Raw genomic sequence first — 17,679 nt, 5'->3', positions numbered from 1 at the left:
CGTCCTGCGGCGCATCGGCATGCGCGAGACGGGCTTCGGGGCCGCCGAGGAGTTCCTCGGGGCGCCGTCGCGCTACCTCCAGTTCGAGCTGCTGCGCACCGAGTGGCGGCCGCTCACCTGAGCCGCACCAGGCCCGCCTCGCTGTGCCGCAGGCCGCAACCGCGCTCGTAGAAGTCGACCAGACCGGGTTCGTAGTCGGCGTGCAGCCACTCGCAGCCCGCCCGACGAGCCTCGTCGGCCGCTCCCTGCACGAGTGCGCGACCGAGCCCGTGGCCGTGCAGGTCGGGGGCCACGCACGTGTCCAGCAGGATCGCGTGCGCCCCGCCGTCGCCGATGACGTTGACGAAGCCCACGAGCCGGCCGTCGAGCCGGGCCGTGATCCACGTGAGGCTGTGGTCGGCCAGGCGCTGCCGCCACGGCGTCGGCTCGGGCGGATGGCCGAACGCCTCGGCGTGCAGGGCGTCGAGCTCGGCGTCGGTGAGCTCACCCCGGACCTGGAGCTCGGCGTCGATGTCCACCGGCCCATCCTGGCGGACCGCGAGGTCTACCGGGCCGCCACCGTGGTCCGCAGTGATCGGTCCAGGATCGCCGCGAGCCGGGCGATGCCCTCGTCGAGCGCGTCCGGTGCAGGCTGTGCGACCTCCGGGAACAGCGTGAGCGTGAGGTCGTCCCCGCGCACGACCCACGTCCCGACCAGGTCACCACCGGCGAGGACGACGTTCGCGCCGCGGCTCACCAGTGCCCGGTGCGCGGCCGGCACGACGCCCGGGTCCGCCGTCCCCGGGCCGAGCATCCACTGGTCGTACCCGGGCAGCAGGCGCACCGCACTCGTCGGCGCCGTCCCGAGCAGCTCCGCGGCGTGCTCGGCGAGCACGAGTGCGGGTTCCTCGTCGACCGTCACGGGCACGAGGCGATCGCCCAGGTCGTCGAGCCAGCCCTGGATCCGCCGACGCCCGGCACTGAGGCCCGCGCCCAACCAGTACTGCAGGTGGTCGGGCGTCGTCGGGCCGTAGGCGCCGACGTACGCCTCGATCGCCTGCCGACCGGCGCTCGCGAGATCCGGGGGGCCGGCCCAGCGCGGGTTGTGGGACAGCAGCTGGAACGTGGCCTTCCCGTCCCGCGTGGGTCCGAGGGTCAGGTCGCCCTGCCACGCGAGCGCCTTGAGCAGCGTCCACGGGTCGGTCGCGAAGATGGGCGCCAGGTGGGCGTAGCGAGGTCGGGCGACGAGCGCCGCCCCCAGCTCCTCGGAGGTCAGCGGCTGGTCGGCGAGGGCCTCGCGAACGGCGCTGCGGAAGTCGGGCCAGTCGTCGGGCGCAAGGCCGTAGTGCTTCTGCCAGCTCGGCAGCTCCCACTGCCGCCCGACCGCCCGGAGCGCGAGGTAGGCGCCCGCGATGTCCGGGGTCATGAGGTGCACCGCACCGCGGAACGCGAAGGTGCGCAGGAGCCGGCCGTCGGCAAGCGCCTCGTTCACCTCGTCGGGCCGGGACGCCTGCTGCCTCGTCCGCAGCGCGAGGTCGACGTCGGACTGGGCGGGAACGGCCGTCAGCCGCCGCACGACCTCCTCGGCCGACGCCGCCCCGACGGGATCGAGCAGCTGGCGACGCATCCGCCACGCCAGGGCCTGGGCGCGGGTCACGCGCGGCGTGTCAGCCATGCGCCACCGCGTCCGCGATCTGCCGCGCGGCCTGGTCCGGGGTGAGGTGCGTGGTGTCGACGACCTCGGCCTCGGCGTGCAGCCACGTGCGGGCGGCCTCCGCGTAGGGCTCGAGGTACTGCAGCCGGAACGGGGAGGGCCCGGGATGGGCCCCGTCGATCCGCCGGCGCAGGGTGTCCTGGTCCGCATGGATGACGAAGTGCCGCACCGGGATGCCGTGGTCGGCGAGGCCGGCACTGATCTCGCGCCAGTACGGCTCGACCAGCACGGTCATCGGCATCACCAGGGTGCCCCCGGTGTAGTCCAGGATGCGCCGGGCGGTCTCGACGACCAACGGCCGCCAGGGTGCCCAGTGCTGGAAGTTGTCGGTCGCCGGCAACCCGGGCCGCACGTCCATGAGCGTCTCCCCGACCTTCTCCGCGTCGAGCACGCGCGAGTCGGGGATCAGCGGCTGCAGCAGCGCACTCACCGTCGTCTTGCCTGCGCCGTGCGTGCCGTTGAGCCAGACGATCATGGGAGCCGAGGCTAGTCGTGCGCGCGGCCTCGCCGGGCAGAGTTCGCGTCGCTCGCCTACCGTCGGGCACGTGAACTCGCAGACCACCCCGCCCGACGACGGCGCAAGCCTCGACGGCGGCCTGCGCACCTCGCGCCCACCGGCCAGCTTCGTGCCGGTGCACCGCTGGGTGATCGACTCGCTCGGCGAGCTCTCGGCGCTTCGCCACGCGCTCCAGGACCAGATCAACACGCGCGACCACGCCGCGACCGACCGCGACCTCGGCCAGGTGGCCCAGGACCTCGTGCTCGTCGCCTCCGAGCTCGCGACGAACGCGATCCGGCACGGCCGACCACCGACGATCGTCCAGCTGCTCCAGGACGGCCCACGCTTCCTGCTCACGGTGGCCGACCGGGACTTGGGCAGCGAACCCCGCATCGCTGGCGACCGCCCTCCCGGTGAGGGCGGTTTCGGGCTGCAGATCGCCCGGCGCCTCTCGCGCGAGGTGGGCTGGTACCGCACCGACGCGGTCAAGGTCATCTGGGCCGAGATCGGGGCGTAGCCCTCGGGGCTACGGTCGAGCGGTGCACAGCCTCGACGAGGTCCTCCCGCAGGTCCCCGCGACACACACCGCCGTGATCGTCGCGGTCGCGGCGGCCGAGGCCGTCGTCGGCAGGCACCGCGAGGAGCTGGACCGTTCCGCGGGCTGGGGCATCCCGGCGCACGTGACCGTCCTGTACCCGTTCCTCGCGCCCGACGCCCTGACTACCGAGGCGGTGGCGACCCTCGCGGCGGCGATCGGGTCCGTGCCGGCGTTCGACGCGACGTTCGCGGCGACGGCCTGGTTCGGGTCCGACATCCTCTGGCTGGCACCCGAGCCCGACGAGCCCTTCCGGCACCTGGTCGACGCGGTCTGGCGCGCGTTCCCGCAGTGCCCGCCCTACGGCGGTGTGCACGACGACGTCGTGCCGCACCTGACGGTCGCGGATCGCGCACTCGCAACGGGCGGCCAGATGGCGGCCGCGGAAGCCGCCGTCCGCTCCGGGCTGCCCATCCACCAACGGGTCGACCACGCGCTCCTCGTCGCGGGGACATCCGCGCCGCGGTCGTGGCGCACCGTGAAGCGGCTCCCGCTCGGCTGAGCCCTTCAGATCGCGACCTCCGCCACCCGTCGCTAGGGTCCGACGCCATGGCCGATCCCCGCTCGTGGCGGTCCGAGACCGCACGGCTCGGCAACGCCGACCCGTCCGACCCGACCGGCTGGTTCGAGCCGCTGTGGGCGTCGGCCTCCGGCGGGGACGTGACGATGCCGTGGGAGCACGACGACCCGCATCCTGCGCTGGCGTCGTGGACCTGTGCGCCCGGCACGGGCAGCGCGGTCGTGGTCGGATGCGGCTTGGGTGCCGACGCCGAGCACCTTGCGCGCCTGGGCTACGCGACGACGGCGTTCGACATCTCCCCTACCGCGGTCGCCGCCGCCCGCGCGCGCCATGCCGGCTCGCCGGTCGCCTACGCCGTCGGCGACCTCCTCGACCTGCCGCGGGCCTGGGTCGGCGCGTTCGACCTCGTCGTCGAGATCTACACGGTCCAAGCGGTGAACCGCAGCGTGCGCGACGGGCTCACCGCGGGCGTCCGTTCGCTCGTCGCACCCGGCGGGACCCTGCTCGCGATCCAGGCGGTCGCCGACGAGGTCGACGACGACGGACCGCCGTGGCCGCTGACCCGGTCCGAGATCGAGGCGTTCGGCCGCGACGGACTCAGTGCGGTGAGCGTCGAGGAGCTCGGCGCCCCACGGCTGTGGCGCGCCGAGTTCCGCCGAGGGTAGGACTCAGCCGTAGTCGCGGCGGTAGCGGGCGTCGACGTGCCGGACCAGCGACTGCCGCTCCTCCTCGACGTCGACCCCGTGCTTGTGGGCGAGTGCCGCCAGCAGGAGCTCGCAGACGGCGCTGTACCCGGCGGCGTTCGACTGCCGGGTCGCCGCGACCCAGCGCTGCTCGGCCGCGTACCGCAGGTACTCGCCGATCGCGCCCTCCTCGGTCCGGATGAGGCTGCCGTCGCTGACGAGCGGCGTGCCGTCCGGGTTCGTGATGCCGGGGCCGGGGATCGCGGGCCGACGAACGGGCGCGGGGGCCGGCTCCGCGGCGCGGGGCGCGGGAACCTGCTGGACGACGGGCGCAGGCTGGGGTGCGGCCGCTCGCGAGGGCTGCGACGGCACCTGGGCGCCCGTCTCCTGCTGGCGGACCTGCTCGTTCAGGCTCTCGAGCCTGAGCACGTAGGACTCGATCACGGAGAGCTGCACGTCGAGGGGGACCTCGGCGTCGCCGCCGAACAGGTCCTGGTCGTAGGACTCCCGGGCGCGGACGAGTCGCTGCGAGAGCCGGTAGATCTCGTCGCGCAGCTTGGAGGTGTCGACCGCCGGCTGCGGGGACGTGCTGTCGAGTGCGTGTGCCATGGCCACCTTCTTTGGTCGCTCGCGGTCCTGGCACTACATCGACGCCCGAGGCCCCCAACCTGAGCCGCCTGCCGGGCGAGATTCCTGGGCACGCGCGGCTCGCTAGCATCGGGCGCATGCCCATCAAGCTCGAGAACGTCGGCATCGCGGTTCGCGATCTCGAGGCGACGATCGCCTTCTTCACCGACCTCGGCCTTGAGGTCGTCGGCCGGGACACCGTCAGCGGGGAGTGGACCGACACCGCCGTCGGCCTCGACGGCAACCACGCCAAGATCGCGATGCTTCGGACGCCCGACGGGCACGGCGTCCTCGAGCTCTTCGAGTACCTGCACCCGGACGCGCTCGAGACCGAGCCCACCCTGCCGAACGAGATCGGCATGCACCGTGTCGCGTTCTCGGTCGACGACATCGACGACGCTCTCGCGATCGCCGCGAAGCACGGCTGCCACCCGCTCCGCGGGGTGGCGACCTACGAGGACATCTACAAGCTCACCTACGTCCGGGGGCCGAGCGGCATCCTCGTCATGCTCGCCCAGGCGCTCACGAAGGCCTGACCGACATGGACGCGCGGACCCTGCACACGACCTTCTCGGACCTGACGACGCCGCACGTCGCCGATGCCTGCCTGCGCCTCGCCGTCCCGGTCCGGTGCGCTCCGGCGGGTGTTCGTCCGTTGTGGGCCGGCATCCACGTCGTCGGGCGCGCCCGACCGGCACGCCACGTCGGCAGCGTCGACGTGTTCCTCGAGGCACTCGAGCACGCGTCGCCCGGCGACGTCCTCGTCGTCGACAACGACGGCCGCACCGACGAGGCCTGCGTGGGCGACCTCGTCGCGCTCGAGGTGGCGAAGTCGGGCCTCGCGGGGATCGTCATCTGGGGCCAGCACCGCGACACCCCTCAGCTGCGCAGCATCGCCGTGCCGGTCTTCAGCCTCGGCGCCTTCCCGAACGGACCCGAGCGGCTCGACGCCCAGCCCGCCGACGCGCTCACGCGCGCATCGTGCGGCGCGCACACGGTCACGGTCGACGACGTGGTGCTCGCCGACGACGACGGCGTGATACTCCTGCCGGCCGACCGCGCTGCGGAGATCGCCGAGGTCGCCGCGCGCATCCGCGACACAGAGCGGCGACAGGCCGCCCGCATGCAGCTCGGCACGAGCCTGCGCGAGCAGACCGCCTTCGGCGACTACCTCGCCGCGCGGGATCGCGACGGGCTCACGTTCCGCCAGCACCTGCGCGCTCTGGACGCCGCGATCGAGGAGTGAGCGCGCGTCAATAGACGTGCGGACGCCGGTCCGGCGGTGTGTGATCGCTGCCGTGGCACTCTCGCTCGCAACGCCAGGCATCGATCAGCTCGGCCACGTCGTCACCGCCCTGCGCGACTGGCAGCGCGACTCCGCGCCCATCCAGCTGCACCCGGGCGACCTCGGCTGGTACCAGCGGTTCGGCGCAGCGCGGCTCGCCGGGGCGCTCCGGACCTGGAGCCGCGGCGATGAGCTCGTCGCGATCGGGTTCCTGGACGGCCCCAGCGTGCTGCGCATGACCGTCGCGCCCGACGCGTGGCACGACGAGGACGTGGCTCGGCGGGTGGTCGCGGACCTGTCCGCCCCGGAACGCGGCGTCCTGCCCGCCGGCGAGGTGGCGATCGAGGCCCCCGACGGCACGCGGATCCAGGGGCTTCTGGACGAGATCGGCTGGCGGGCTGGCGAGGCGTGGGCGCCGTTGCGCCGCGACCTCGACGCGCCGGTGGAGGCTCCCGGCCTGCGGATCGAGGTCGTCGGGGCCGGGCGGGAGCCTGAGTTCACGGCCGTCCACCGCTCGGCGTGGGGGAGCCCGACGTTCACCGACGAGCTGTGGCGGGCGATGGCGGCAGGGCCGGCCTTCGTCGACGCGCGCTGCCTGCTCGGGTACGCCGACCTCGGCACGGCCGTCGCGGGCGTCACCGTCTGGTCGGCCGGACCGGGCAAGCCGGGCCTGCTGGAGCCGATGGGCGTTCATGCCGACCATCGCGGGCGGGGGCACGGTCGGGGCATCTGCCTCGCCGCTGCCGCCGAGCTGCAAGCGCTGGGCTCGTCGAGCGCCCTGGTCTGCACCACGAGCTCCCTGACCAGCGCGGTCGCCACCTACCGGTCCGCGGGATTCGAGCCGCTCCCCGAGCGTCTGGATCGGGTCCGGGACGCCTGAGCAGCAGGTCAGGCGCGCGTGAGGCGCCCGAGCTCGGCGGCAGGAACCACCCGCTCTCGACGAACGCCCAATCGTCGGCACCCCCGGTTACACCCGCCCGAGCCGGAGTAGGTGCCGGCCTCAGCACGCGCAGTCTTGCAGGGTCTTGCAGCCAAAATCAGGCTGCTGCCCCGCGGGCGCGGCTGGGAGAGTGGGTCCCTGACGACGAGGGAGTCGACCATGACCATGCCGATCAGCCCCGAGGCGCTCGATGCCGCCATCGAGGCGGAGTCGTTCACCGGTGTGCTCACCATCGACGTCGGCGGCACCCGCACTCTCGAGCGGTGCGAGGGGTTCGCGAACCGCGCCCTCGGCATCCCGCTCATGCCGAGCACCCGCATCTCGGCCGCGAGCGGCAACAAGGGCTTCACCGCGCTCGCGATCATGCGGCTCGTCGAGGCCGGCACGTTGGGCCTCGGGGACCTCGTGCGACCGATCCTCGGCACCGACCTGCCCCTCGTCGACGATGCGGTCACGATCGAGCACCTGCTCACCCACACGTCCGGGATCGGCGACTACCTCGACGAGGAGGGCGACGGGGAGATCGACGACTACATCTTCTCCCTGCCGCTGCACGCGCTGGCCGAGACCGAGGCGTTCGTGCCCGCCCTCGACGGCTTCCCGCAGAAGTTCCCGCCCGGCGAGCGGTTCTCCTACTGCAACGGCGGGTACGTGGTGCTTGCGCTCGTCGCGGAGCGCGTCAGCGGGCGCACGTTCCACGAGCTCGTCCAGACCGAGGTCTGCGACCGGGCGGGACTCACCGGCTCGGCGTTCCTCCGCTCCGACGACCTCCCCGCGGATGCAGCGCTCGGGTACCTGGACGAGGGGGGCAATCGCACCAACGTGCTGCACCTGCCCGTCCGGGGCAACGGCGACGGCGGGATGTACTTCACCGCCGACGACCTGCACCGGTTCTGGAACGCCCTGCTGGACGGCCGGATCGTGTCCCCCGGCACGCTCGCCGAGATGATCCGGCCCCGCGTCGACGTGCCGTCCGAGCACAAGCGGTACGGGATGGGCTTCTGGCTCGGCCGGCGCAGCTCGTCGCTGATCCTCGAGGGCTACGACGCGGGTGCGTCGTTCCGGTCCACCCACGTGCCGGAGACGCGCACCACGGTGACCGTGCTCGGCAACAGCTCCGAGGGCGCCTGGCCGGTGATCTACGCCCTCGCTGACGCGATGGACGGGACCGTGCGAGGGAAGTTCCCGGACGAGAGCTGACTGTCGGCCCGGGTCCCTGCTGGCCGAAGGGCGACGTCAGGGGCGAGCGTACGGGTTTCCGTAGACGGGGATCCCTGACGGCCGCTCGTGCTCGGACGGATCCGCGGCGGCCTGCGGCAGGGCCGGGACGGTGCGGTGCCGGCGCACCCGGCTCAGGACGAGGACGTTGGCGAGGTGGAACGCGCCGAGCAGGAGTGCCACCGCACCGAGCTTGGAGGCCAGCGCCTCGATCCCCTGCTGGGCCGTCGTGACGGGCTCGCCCACGCGGAGCATGAGCGAGACGAACCCGAGGTTGATCAGGTAGAACCCGACGACCAGGAGCTGGTTGGTCGCAGCGGCGACCTTCTCCTCGCCGTGGAAGGCGTCGACGAGGAAGATCGCCCCGTTGCGCTTCAGGGTCCTGGCGACCCAGATCGTCAACGCGACGCTGAGCGCGATGTAGACGAGGTACGTGATGACGGTGGGACTCATCGGATCGCTCCTGGGCGGGATGTCAGCCACAAGACCAGCGGCTGGTTGAACATGTTCAACACGACCAGGCTAGCCCCTGGCTTTGAACACGTTCAAGTGCGCGTCGAGTAGCTCCGCGCTCAATGACCCGCATCGTCGAACGCCGGCGCGAAGTGCACCTCGCCGCGCGGGGAGGGGCCCGAGAACGCGACGTGCTGGACGGCGCTCGGGTCCAGCTCTCCGTGCGTCAGCGAGCCGTCGCCCGTGAAGCCCATCCGGCCGTAGATGTCCGGGTCGCCGATCAGCGCGCAGCCGCGCGCGCCGCGGTCCCGCAGCCGGCGCAGACCCTCGGCCACGAGCGCCCGCCCCACACCCTGGCGTTGCCGGTCGAGCCGGACGGAGATCGGACCGAGCCCGAACCAGCCGTCGTGCGACCCGTCGATCGTCACGGGCGAGAACGCGACGTGCCCGATGACGTCGCCGTCGTCCTCCGCCACGAGCGAGATCGTCAGCTCGCCTGACGCGCGCAGCGCACGGAGGATCGGCGCCTCGGAACCGTCGCTGAACCACTGCGGCTCGAAGGCCGCGATGGTCAGGCGATCGATGGCGTCGACGTCGTCGGGGCGTTCAGGTCGGATCAGCACCGGTATCAGCGTAGGGGCGTGCGGCGCGAGGCCGAAGCAGATATCGCTCGGCTACCAGGCGGCCGGGGCCGTGACGAACACGTCGAACGTGCCCGGGTTGTGCGCATGGACCAGCACCATGAACACCACCAGGTCGAACAGCAGGTGCACCGTCACGACGTACGTCAGGGACGCGGTCTTGCGGAAGATCCACCCCTGCACCAGCGCGAACGGGATCGTCAGGAGCGGACCCCACTCGCGGTACCCGAGCTCCCACAGGAACGAGACGAAGACGACAGCCTGGAGCACGTTCGCCAAGGCGAACGGGAAGTGCACGCGCAGCAGTGCGAGCACGGTGCACACGAAGAACAGCTCGTCCCAGATCCCGACCGCGTTGACCCCGACGAACAGCCGCGCCACGTCCTGCGACGTGTCCACCGTCGGCCAGTTCTCGTACGCGCCCGACCCGAGGAAGTACCAGGGCAGGAGCAGGTAGGCCAGGACGACGACCACCATCAGGTAGACCACCTGGGTGCGGCTCCACCGTCGCCCGGTCCGCAGCGGGAACCGGATGACGTCCTGCCGCAGCACGAAGCGCGACAGCACGTACGGGACGAGCACCGCACCCGCCAGCGCGACGGTGAAACGGGCCATCCCCGCATCTGAGAGATCCGCCTTGAGGGAGATCGTCGTGATGACGGTCATGCCGAGGCCGACGAGGGCGAGGTCCCGCCCCAGCGCGCGGTCCACCGCGAACCCCAGAGCCACGCCGACGACGAGGGGCAGGTAGCCCATCGGGCGCACGTGCACCGCGAAGAGCAGGACCGCCGACCCGCAGACCAGCGCGGCGGCCAGCACCCGCGCAGCCTCGCGGGGCGTCGCGGCGAGGGTGGGCGCCGCCCCTCGGGTGTGCCCGTCGGCCGGGAGAGTGTCCACGGGATGCAGTCTGCGGACGGGTGGATCGGAGCGCGAGTGCTGGGCGCCGGTGACCGGCGTCATCGCGTGCGGAGCACCTGCCCCAGCGACTCGCGGCGGCGGGCGGCCGACTCGGCCGCGACAACCACGAGCACGGTCACCGCGAGCAGCACGATCGGGATCGCCGCCCACCAAGGCAGCACCAGCCGGGGGTCGCCCGACTGCCCGGTGACCAGCCGCAGCGCCAGCGGAGCCACGATCGCGCCGGCGAGCAGGACGCCGAGGAGCGTGCCACCCAGCGCGGCGAGCAGCGTCGGTGGAAGCTGCTCGCCGGCGGCGATCCGTGCCGCTCCCCGGCGGCGCAGCCCCAGTACCCGCGCCGTCGAGAGCGCTCGTCCGCGTCCGGGCGCCGACGCCGCTGCATCCAGGACCACGACGACCACCGCGAGCCCGGCGCACGCGGCCGCGACCAGCCCGACGAGCCGCAGCAGCCCGTCGACCAGCGGGTCCGACCGATGGTCGGCGAGCCACTGCGCGCGGGGAAGCACGTCCCACCCCGTCCCTGCGGCTGCCGCGCGCGCGGCAGCCGTGGCACCGGCGCCGACAAGCCACACGGTGTCCGGGTCGGCCACCGCCTGGTCCGGGCGGACGGCCGTGGTGCCCGTCCGGACCGCCCGCGCAGCGGCGACCGCGGTGACCACCGCCGTGAGGGCAGCGCGGTCCACGACGACGGTCGCGGCCGCGGGGGCCCCGTCGGGCTGCGCCGCGGGGAGGTCGGGCACGCGGCCCACGGGTGCGAGGTCGATCGTCGCGTCCCCCCACCGCAGCGACGGCTTCGTGCCGAGCAGCGCCCTGGCGACGAGCGCGGGCAGCGGCCCGGGGGTCGCGCGGGTGGTCGCCTGCCGGGACGCGTCCGCCAGCTCGACGAGCTCGGGGGCGGTGCCGAACGGCGTCGCGGCCAGCAGCCGTCCGTAGGTCACGGGGTCGACGGCGAGCACGCGCACCTCGTCGGTGCCCGGCACCCCGAAGAGCTGGGCTCTGGGTTGGACCCGGCCCACGGCCGCCGCCTCGACGTCGTCGGCCGCCGCCAGCGAGTGTGCCGCGCCCGCCAGGGCCGCGTCGGGCGACGCCGTCCTGACCAGGGCGTCCGCCCCCACGGCGTCCCAGGAGCCCGCGGACTGGCCGGCCCGTGCCGTTCCCGCGAACGTGCCGCAGAGCGCGGCAAGAGTGACGACCACGACGAGCGCGACGAACGGCGGTGCGGCGCTCGTCGCCCGTGCACGTGCCACGGCCAGCAGTGGGCCGGCTCGCCGTGATCGGCGCGCGGCTCGCTGCGCGACGCCGAGCAGCGGCGGGACCGCGCGCCAGAGCAGCAGCGCACCCGCCGCCGCGACCAGCACCGGTGCGGCGGCGAGCACGAGGTCCGCGCCGGACGTCGAGACGACGCCGCGACGCCGGAGCGCGGCCAGAGCCACGACCGCGAGCACGACCAGCGCGACCTCGAACGCCACGCGTCGCACCGTGCGGACGCGCCGCGCGAGGCGGCGCTGGTGCCGATCCGTCGAGACCCGTCGGGCCTCGGCTCGTGCGGCAGTCGCCGCCGCGAAGGCCGGCGGCGCGAGGACACCCACGACCACCAGGACGACGACGGGGAGCCAGCTCACCGGGCCGGGTGCCACGGCAAGGCCGAGCAGCACCCCGGCCGCAGCACCCAGACCGACGACGACGGCCGCCTCGGCACCGGCGCGCCCGGCGATGCCGAGGAGCGTGGCCCCTCGGGCACGGACCGTCCGGAGCGCCTCCGACCGTCGTCGGGCCAGGAGGTCCGCCGCGACCAGGAGCACCAGGAGGGCTCCGCTCGCCAACCCGGTGAGCAGCACCGTGGCCTGCGACCACGTCGCCGCCACGCGCGCACGGGCTTGCAGGAGCAGGGCGTCGAGCTGTGTCGTGACCCGGGGCGCAGGTGCCGGGGCACGTAGTACCTCGGGTGAGGCCTCGATCGCCGCCAGCTGCCGGACGAGCGCCTCGGAGTGCCCGTAGTCCAGGGCCCGTGGATCGACCGGGAACCGGAACGTGCGGGTCACACCGTCCGCCTCGAGCGCGGCCCGCGCCGCGGGCAACGAGGCCGCGGACAGCAGCCCGGCGACGAGGGTCGTCGGCGCGGCACGCGGGCCGCCCACCGTGGGCTCGAGCACCTCGGGTCGCGCCACCCACACCGGATCGTCCGGGTCCACCGCGTCGAAGACGCCGCTGATCAGCACGGGCACGGCCGAGCGGTCGGGCTTGATGGCCTCGAACGTGTCGCCCGCGCTCACGCCCAGGGACCGCGCGACCGCCTCGGACAGCGCGAGCTGGACCGCGCCGTCGGTGCCGGGACGGCCCGGGGCGACCCCCGACACCCAGCGGACCGCGGGCTCCCGGCCCGCCCACAGGTACGTCATCCACAGCACGCCGCCGGCGGGCAGCCGGGCGGTGCTGACGCCGAGCTCGGTACTGCTGGCTGCGGCGGTCGGCGGCCCGAGCACCGGCCGCAGCGATGCGGGCATCGCGGTGACCATCGCGCGCGCGGCGTCATCCACGCTCGCCGTGGTGTCCGAGGCGTCGGCGCTCGCGTCGGAGTTCCCCGGCCCGTACGTGGACGTGACGACGAGGTCGGCGGGCGGGTCCGCCTGCGCCACAGCGGACCGGACGGCGCTGTCCGCCCGTGCGGAGAGCTGCGTCGGCACGGCGACGGTGATCCCCACGGTGAGGGCGACGACGAGCATCGTGACGAGCAGCGGCCAGAGGTCGGCGCGTGCCACGCGCCACGCGGTCCTCATGCCGCGTCCATCCGTAGGCGCCCGATCGTCGCGCGCCGCACGGCACGGGCAGCCAGCGGCACGATGACCACGGCGCAGCCGAGCACGAGCGCGAGGATCGTCGCGCCCTGGGCCTGCCACGGCCAGACGACGGCGGCGGACGGCACGGGCGGGAGCCCCTCGGCCGAGATCGCCAGCAGAGGTCCGACCGCCCAGCACGCCAGGGCGCCCAGGAGCGCACCCGCGAGGATCGGCAGCCCGGTGAGGACGGCCTGCTCGGCGAGCACCGAGGTGCGGACCGTGCGGCGCGAGGCACCCAGCCCGCGCAGCCGGGCCACGTCGACCTCGCGCGCGTCGAGCGCGGTCGTCGAGTGCAGGACGACGCCGGCGATCGCGAGCGCGAGCGCGGCGATCACCAGCAGCGCGATCGCCGCGCGCTGGGCTGCGCGAAGCGGGCCGTCGACGCTCGCGTGCGCCACGGCCGCGCGCTCGGTCACGGGCCCGATGCCCTGGGCCTCGAGCGCCGCGGCTGCGGTCGTGGGGATCGCACCGCCGACCCACCAGGCGTCGGTCAGCGAGTCGAGGCTGCCGTGGCTGACCGCGGCGCGGGACAAGGTGTCCTCGTCGGCGAGCAGCGCCGCCGCGCGGGGTTGCGACGGCACGTACGCGACGACGCCCCGGACCTTCGCCTGCACCGGAGTCACCCCGAGCGAGAGCTGCACGCCGTCGCCCACCGCGAGCCCGAGCTCGTCGGCCAGGCGCGCCGACACGACGACGGGAACGTCGTCGACCGGGCGGAACGCGAGCGCGGTCAGCACACCGTCGCTCCAGAACAGGCCGGGCAGGGAGGCCGAGCCCTCCAGCCTCACGCGCACGCCGCTGGCCACCTCCGCGGCCGTGACGCTCTCCATGGAGGCGGCCACGTAGTCGGTGGTCGCCGGGAGGGCGGCGGACCAGGTCCCGGGCGCGAGCGTCGCGTCGCGCATCGTCACGTCGACGACGTACGGGGCTTGGACGTCGTGGTCCAGGTCCTGCTCCCCGCCCGCCGCGGTGAGCTGCGCGTCGATCGCGACGACGCGCGCGCCCGAGGGCACGGCCAGCGCGAGAGGGTGGGGAGCGTCGTCGAGCGTCACGGTGCCGGCGGCGACCGCGGCGCGTGCCCCGTCGGGGTCCTGCAGCACCACGGTCACGGACACGTTCATCGGGACGTCCTCGCCGACGTGGCCGGAGACGACCAGCTCGGCGCTGTGGCCGGTCAGCTGCACGCCGCCGACCGGGTCCGCCGACGCGAGGCCGGCGGTGGCGGCCGTCCAGCCGCCGCTCGGCAGCCGGCCGCGCAGCAGCCCGTCCGCGTCGCGCGTGTCGACCGCGACGAGCCGCACGGCCTGGTCACCCTGCTGCGCGCGCGAGCCGAGCGCCACGGCACGGCTGGTGACCGCGCTGACACGCCCGCCGGTCGCCGCGTGCAGGGCTGCGCCGCCCCCCAGGGGGTCGACGTGCGCCGGCACCGCCAGGTCGGTGCCGACCGTGGCCGCCGCCTGCTCGCGCGCGGACTGCGCCCAGGTCGCGGCGAAGCCCACCCCGAACGTCGCGCACGCCGTGGCGAGCACCACCAGGAACGCCGCCGCCGTGCCCTGCGGGCGGCGCGCCACTCCCCAGGCGGCCAGCGGGAGAGCCAGCGAACGGGCCGCGGCGGCGCGCGCATCGGCCCGCCGCGCGAGGAGCGGGAGCGGTCGGAGCGCGAGGGCCGCGCCCGCGAGCAGGCACAGCACCGGGCCGACGACGAGCGCCGGGTCGGCTCGCGAGCCGGTCGCGACGCCGTGGTCGCGCAGCTGCAGGTAGGCGAGCACGGCGAACCCGAGCAGCAGCAGATCGGCGCCGGACCGCGCCACCACGCCGACCCGGTCCTCGCGGCCGGCGCGCGACGGCCCCGAGCGCAGCCACGGCACGACGAGCAGGGCGCCGAGCGTGAGCGCGACAGCCGTGACGACCAGGACGAGCGGCGCGAGACCGCCCTCGGGGATGCCGACCGGGCCGAGGCCGACCGCGCCGCTCAGGAGCCCGAACAGTCCCAGCGCGAGCACGGTCGCGGGAACGAGGCAGAGCATGACGAGGACGGCGGCCTCCGCCGAGGCCTGCGCGACGAGCCGCCCACGGCTGGCGCCACGAGCGACGAGCAGGGCCGCCTCCGGCGCTCGTCGGGCCGCGATCATCCGGGCGGCCAGCAGCACCGCCGTCGCCGCGAGCGCAGCGCCGAGCAGGGCCACCGCGAGCACGCCGGAGCTCGTCACCCCGCGCTGCTCGCGCGCGCCGTCGAGCGTGCGGGCGAACGGCAGGTCGACGACGACGTTCTGCGCGCGGTCGCCGAGCGCGCTGGTCAGCGCGCCCTCCAGCGCGTCCGCTGCCACCCCTGCGCGCGCGACCTCGGCCGCGCTCGCACCCGCGAGATCGGGCTGCACCTGCAGCGAGACCCGACGGAACGGGACGCCGCTGGTGGCGAGGCCGCCCGGCGCGACGACGAACGGTCCGTACGCCGGGATGAAGCCGCGGTAGTTCTGGCTCGTGCCCGCACCCGTCAGCGGGTCCTCGTCCCACCCGGCGCCGGGGCGGGGCACGAACGTCCCCACCACCGCGAGCCCCGTGCCCCGGTCGCCCGGCTCCGCCGCGAGCGTGGTCGAGCTGCCGACGTCCAGCCCGAGGGCTTTCGCCGCCGACTCGGGGACGGCCACCTCGCCCCGGGCGGTGGGCCACCGTCCGTCGACGAGGTTTCCTCGCTCGTCCGGCACGCCGAGGTCGGCGAGGTACGCCAGACGCAGGGAGCCCCCGCCGGACGGCAGGTACTGCATGATCGTCGACGACCACGTGGTCAGCGTCGTCGGCAGGTCTCCGAACGTGCCCGTGAGCAGCGACGACGCCTGCGCGACGACGGCGCTGGGGTCCGCCGCGGTCGCCGTGACCCGCGCGTCGACGTCGGTGTCGTCCGTGCCGTCCGGGAAGCCGATCGCCACGCCGACCTGCACGTCCGCGTCGGGCGAGTGGACGATCGCGAGCTGCAGCGCGCGCTGCGGTGAGGCCGTGGTGAGCAGCACGCACACCCCGACGAGGGCCGAGCCCGCGACCATGACCGCGAGCACCGCCGCGAGCACGCCCAGCTGTGCCCGTCCGCGCCGCCGGACGAGCTCACCCATGCCCGACGTCCTCCACGAGCCGGCCGTCCACCAGGTGCACCGCGCGGTCCGCGAGCGCGATCATCACCGGGTCGTGCGTCGCGACCAGGGCCGTCATGCCCTCCGCCTCGACGACGCCGCGGATGAGGGCCATCACCGAGAGCCCGGTCTCGCTGTCGAGCTGCCCCGTCGGCTCGTCGGCCACCAGCAACCGCGGCGACGCGGCCAGCGCCCGCGCGATCGCGACCCGCTGCTGCTGCCCGCCCGACAGCTCGTCGGGCCGCTGCAGCGCGTGGTCCGAGAGCCCGACGAGCTCGAGGAGCAGCTCGACGCGACGCTCGCGCTGGGGGGACGGGGCCTCGTGCAGGCGCAGCGGCAGGCCGACGTTCTCGGCCGCCGTCAGGACGGGGATCAGGCCGAACGTCTGGAACACGAACGCGACCCGGTCGCGCCGCAGCTCGTCCTGCCCGTCCTCGGTGAGCGTGGCCACCTCGACGTCGTCGACCAGCACGCTGCCCTCGTCGGGCCGGTCCAGACCGCCGACGAGGTTGAGCAGCGTGGTCTTGCCCGAGCCGGAACGGCCGACGAGCGCGACGAGCTCGCCGGGCGACACGTCGAGGTCGACGCCGCGCAGGGCATGCACGGCCGACCTGCCCTGGCCGAACGTCCGGTGCACTCCCCGGACGCGGACGGCCGCGCCGAGATGCCCGGTCACCGGGGCCGCCCGTCGGGCCGGACGCTCACGTGGTCGCCCTCGAGGGCGAGCCGCACGCGGCGGGTCAGCTCGAGTGCGTCGCGGTACTCGCGTGGCACCTGGACGCGCCCGGCCCGGTCCATCACGGCGTACTCCTCGTGCGTGACGTCGCCGTCGTCGTCCCGGCGGAGGACCTCGCTGCTGGTGCGGCCGTCGCGGATCGCGACCGTGCGCTCCACCTGGGTGCTGACCGAGGGGTCGTGCGTGACGACGATGACGGTCGTGCCCGCCTCCCGGTTCGCGGTGCGCAGCGCGTCGAACACCTCCTGCGAGGTCGTGGTGTCGAGCTCGCCCGTCGGCTCGTCGGCCAGCAGCAGCTGCGGCTCGTTGGCGAGCGCCGTGGCGATCGCCACCCGTTGCTGCTCCCCGCCCGACATCTCCAGCGGGCGTCGGTCGGCCACGTGCCCGACGCCGAGGAGGTCGAGCAGCTCGTTCGCGCGCGCGGCCCGGCGCCGCCGGTGCGTGAAGGTCATGGGGGTCGTGACGTTCTGGCGCGCGGTCAGGTACGGAAGTAGGTTGCGCGACGTCTGCTGCCAGACGAAGCCGACCATCTGCTGGCGGTAGGCCACGCGCTCGCGCGCGTGCATCGCCATGAGGTCCCAGCGCCCGACGCGCGCCCGCCCCGCCGTCGGAGCATCCATGCCCGAGAGCAGCGCGAGCAGCGTCGACTTGCCGGATCCGCTGGCGCCGACGAGCGCGATCATCTCGCCCTGGTCGACGAGCAGGTCGAGCCCCTGCAGCGCTTGCACCTCGACGCTTCCGGTCTGGTAGATCCGCACGAGGTTGTCGCACACCACGAGTGCGTCTCCACCGAACTGCGCCGGGGGTGCGGAACGGCCGCCCAGCGCCTCGAGCGTGCTGTCGGACACCACCGGCTCCCTCGTCGGACGGATCTGCAGAGGCAGAGTAGGCCCCGGCGCGGCCGTCCAG

18 protein-coding genes are annotated in these 17,679 nt (G+C 74.5%); 7 read left to right on the top strand and 11 right to left on the bottom strand.

Going from position 1 to position 17,679, the window contains the following annotated elements:
* Positions 1-113 precede the first annotated feature (113 nt).
* Genes D1825_RS13115 through D1825_RS13105 form a run of 3 tightly spaced genes read right to left on the bottom strand, consistent with a single transcriptional unit; the run spans position 114 to position 2,168 of the window.
* Positions 114-518 carry a GNAT family N-acetyltransferase gene (locus D1825_RS13115; protein ID WP_233549896.1) on the bottom strand — a complete coding sequence of 135 codons (405 nt, stop codon included), beginning with the start codon at positions 516-518 and terminating at the stop codon, positions 114-116.
* Between the two features lie 26 nt (positions 519-544).
* Complete coding sequence (locus D1825_RS13110) at positions 545-1,654, bottom strand: DNA glycosylase AlkZ-like family protein (RefSeq protein WP_118767847.1); 1,110 nt, start codon at positions 1,652-1,654, stop codon at positions 545-547.
* On the bottom strand, positions 1,647-2,168 hold the full coding sequence (locus tag D1825_RS13105; RefSeq protein WP_118767846.1) for an AAA family ATPase: 522 nt from the start codon (positions 2,166-2,168) through the stop codon (positions 1,647-1,649). Before D1825_RS13105 ends, D1825_RS13110 begins: the two co-directional genes overlap by 8 nt.
* Positions 2,169-2,238: 70 nt before the next feature.
* On the opposite strand from D1825_RS13105, the gene D1825_RS13100 reads away from it, so the two are divergent.
* Genes D1825_RS13100 through D1825_RS13090 form a run of 3 tightly spaced genes read left to right on the top strand, consistent with a single transcriptional unit; the run spans position 2,239 to position 3,972 of the window.
* Entirely contained in the window at positions 2,239-2,709 is a 471-nt protein-coding gene (locus D1825_RS13100) for an ATP-binding protein (RefSeq protein WP_199721592.1), read from the top strand.
* Positions 2,710-2,731: 22 nt separating this feature from the next.
* A complete protein-coding gene (locus D1825_RS13095; protein WP_118767844.1) occupies positions 2,732-3,289 on the top strand; it encodes a 2'-5' RNA ligase family protein in 558 nt (185 codons plus the stop codon).
* 47 nt (positions 3,290-3,336) lie between these two features.
* Entirely contained in the window at positions 3,337-3,972 is a 636-nt protein-coding gene (locus tag D1825_RS13090) for a class I SAM-dependent methyltransferase (protein ID WP_118767843.1), read from the top strand.
* Between the two features lie 3 nt (positions 3,973-3,975).
* On the opposite strand, the gene D1825_RS18460 is transcribed toward D1825_RS13090, so the two are convergent.
* Positions 3,976-4,599: a hypothetical protein gene (locus D1825_RS18460; protein WP_199721591.1), complete on the bottom strand. Its 624-nt coding sequence runs from the start codon at positions 4,597-4,599 to the stop codon at positions 3,976-3,978.
* A gap of 116 nt (positions 4,600-4,715) precedes the next feature.
* Here D1825_RS18460 and D1825_RS13080 point away from each other — a divergent pair, with 116 nt between their 5' ends.
* From D1825_RS13080 to D1825_RS13065, 4 genes are all read left to right on the top strand, one after another.
* Positions 4,716-5,153 (top strand): VOC family protein, encoded by a 438-nt coding sequence (locus D1825_RS13080; RefSeq protein WP_118767842.1) that lies wholly within the window; start codon positions 4,716-4,718, stop codon positions 5,151-5,153.
* Positions 5,154-5,158: 5 nt separating this feature from the next.
* Positions 5,159-5,863 (top strand): RraA family protein, encoded by a 705-nt coding sequence (locus D1825_RS13075; protein WP_118767841.1) that lies wholly within the window; start codon positions 5,159-5,161, stop codon positions 5,861-5,863.
* 52 nt (positions 5,864-5,915) lie between these two features.
* Positions 5,916-6,782 (top strand): GNAT family N-acetyltransferase, encoded by an 867-nt coding sequence (locus D1825_RS13070; RefSeq protein WP_118767859.1) that lies wholly within the window; start codon positions 5,916-5,918, stop codon positions 6,780-6,782.
* A 219-nt stretch (positions 6,783-7,001) separates the two neighbouring features.
* The gene (locus D1825_RS13065) at positions 7,002-8,042 is read left to right on the top strand and encodes a serine hydrolase domain-containing protein (protein ID WP_233549895.1); all 1,041 of its coding nucleotides are present in this window, start codon (positions 7,002-7,004) and stop codon (positions 8,040-8,042) included.
* A 36-nt stretch (positions 8,043-8,078) separates the two neighbouring features.
* On the opposite strand, the gene D1825_RS13060 is transcribed toward D1825_RS13065, so the two are convergent.
* From D1825_RS13060 to D1825_RS13030, 7 genes are all read right to left on the bottom strand, one after another.
* Complete coding sequence (locus tag D1825_RS13060) at positions 8,079-8,513, bottom strand: hypothetical protein (protein WP_118767840.1); 435 nt, start codon at positions 8,511-8,513, stop codon at positions 8,079-8,081.
* A gap of 119 nt (positions 8,514-8,632) precedes the next feature.
* Positions 8,633-9,136 carry a GNAT family N-acetyltransferase gene (locus D1825_RS13055; RefSeq protein ID WP_118767839.1) on the bottom strand — a complete coding sequence of 168 codons (504 nt, stop codon included), beginning with the start codon at positions 9,134-9,136 and terminating at the stop codon, positions 8,633-8,635.
* 51 nt (positions 9,137-9,187) lie between these two features.
* Positions 9,188-10,051, bottom strand: coding sequence for a CPBP family intramembrane glutamic endopeptidase (locus D1825_RS13050; protein ID WP_407643332.1), 864 nt, complete (start codon positions 10,049-10,051; stop codon positions 9,188-9,190).
* A 59-nt stretch (positions 10,052-10,110) separates the two neighbouring features.
* Positions 10,111-12,849 (bottom strand): FtsX-like permease family protein, encoded by a 2,739-nt coding sequence (locus D1825_RS13045; RefSeq protein WP_118767838.1) that lies wholly within the window; start codon positions 12,847-12,849, stop codon positions 10,111-10,113.
* Complete coding sequence (locus D1825_RS13040) at positions 12,846-16,016, bottom strand: FtsX-like permease family protein (RefSeq protein ID WP_118767837.1); 3,171 nt, start codon at positions 16,014-16,016, stop codon at positions 12,846-12,848. The genes D1825_RS13045 and D1825_RS13040 overlap by 4 nt, the downstream gene beginning before the upstream one ends.
* Entirely contained in the window at positions 16,009-16,710 is a 702-nt protein-coding gene (locus D1825_RS13035; RefSeq protein ID WP_118767836.1) for an ABC transporter ATP-binding protein, read from the bottom strand. Before D1825_RS13035 ends, D1825_RS13040 begins: the two co-directional genes overlap by 8 nt.
* Complete coding sequence (locus D1825_RS13030) at positions 16,707-17,618, bottom strand: ABC transporter ATP-binding protein (RefSeq protein ID WP_118767856.1); 912 nt, start codon at positions 17,616-17,618, stop codon at positions 16,707-16,709. Before D1825_RS13030 ends, D1825_RS13035 begins: the two co-directional genes overlap by 4 nt.
* Positions 17,619-17,679: the final 61 nt, after the last annotated feature.

The sequence above is a fragment of the Cellulomonas rhizosphaerae genome (genome assembly GCF_003470205.1).
GTDB lineage: Bacteria > Actinomycetota > Actinomycetes > Actinomycetales > Cellulomonadaceae > Cellulomonas > Cellulomonas rhizosphaerae.
This window is presented reverse-complemented; position numbering and strand designations above follow the sequence as displayed.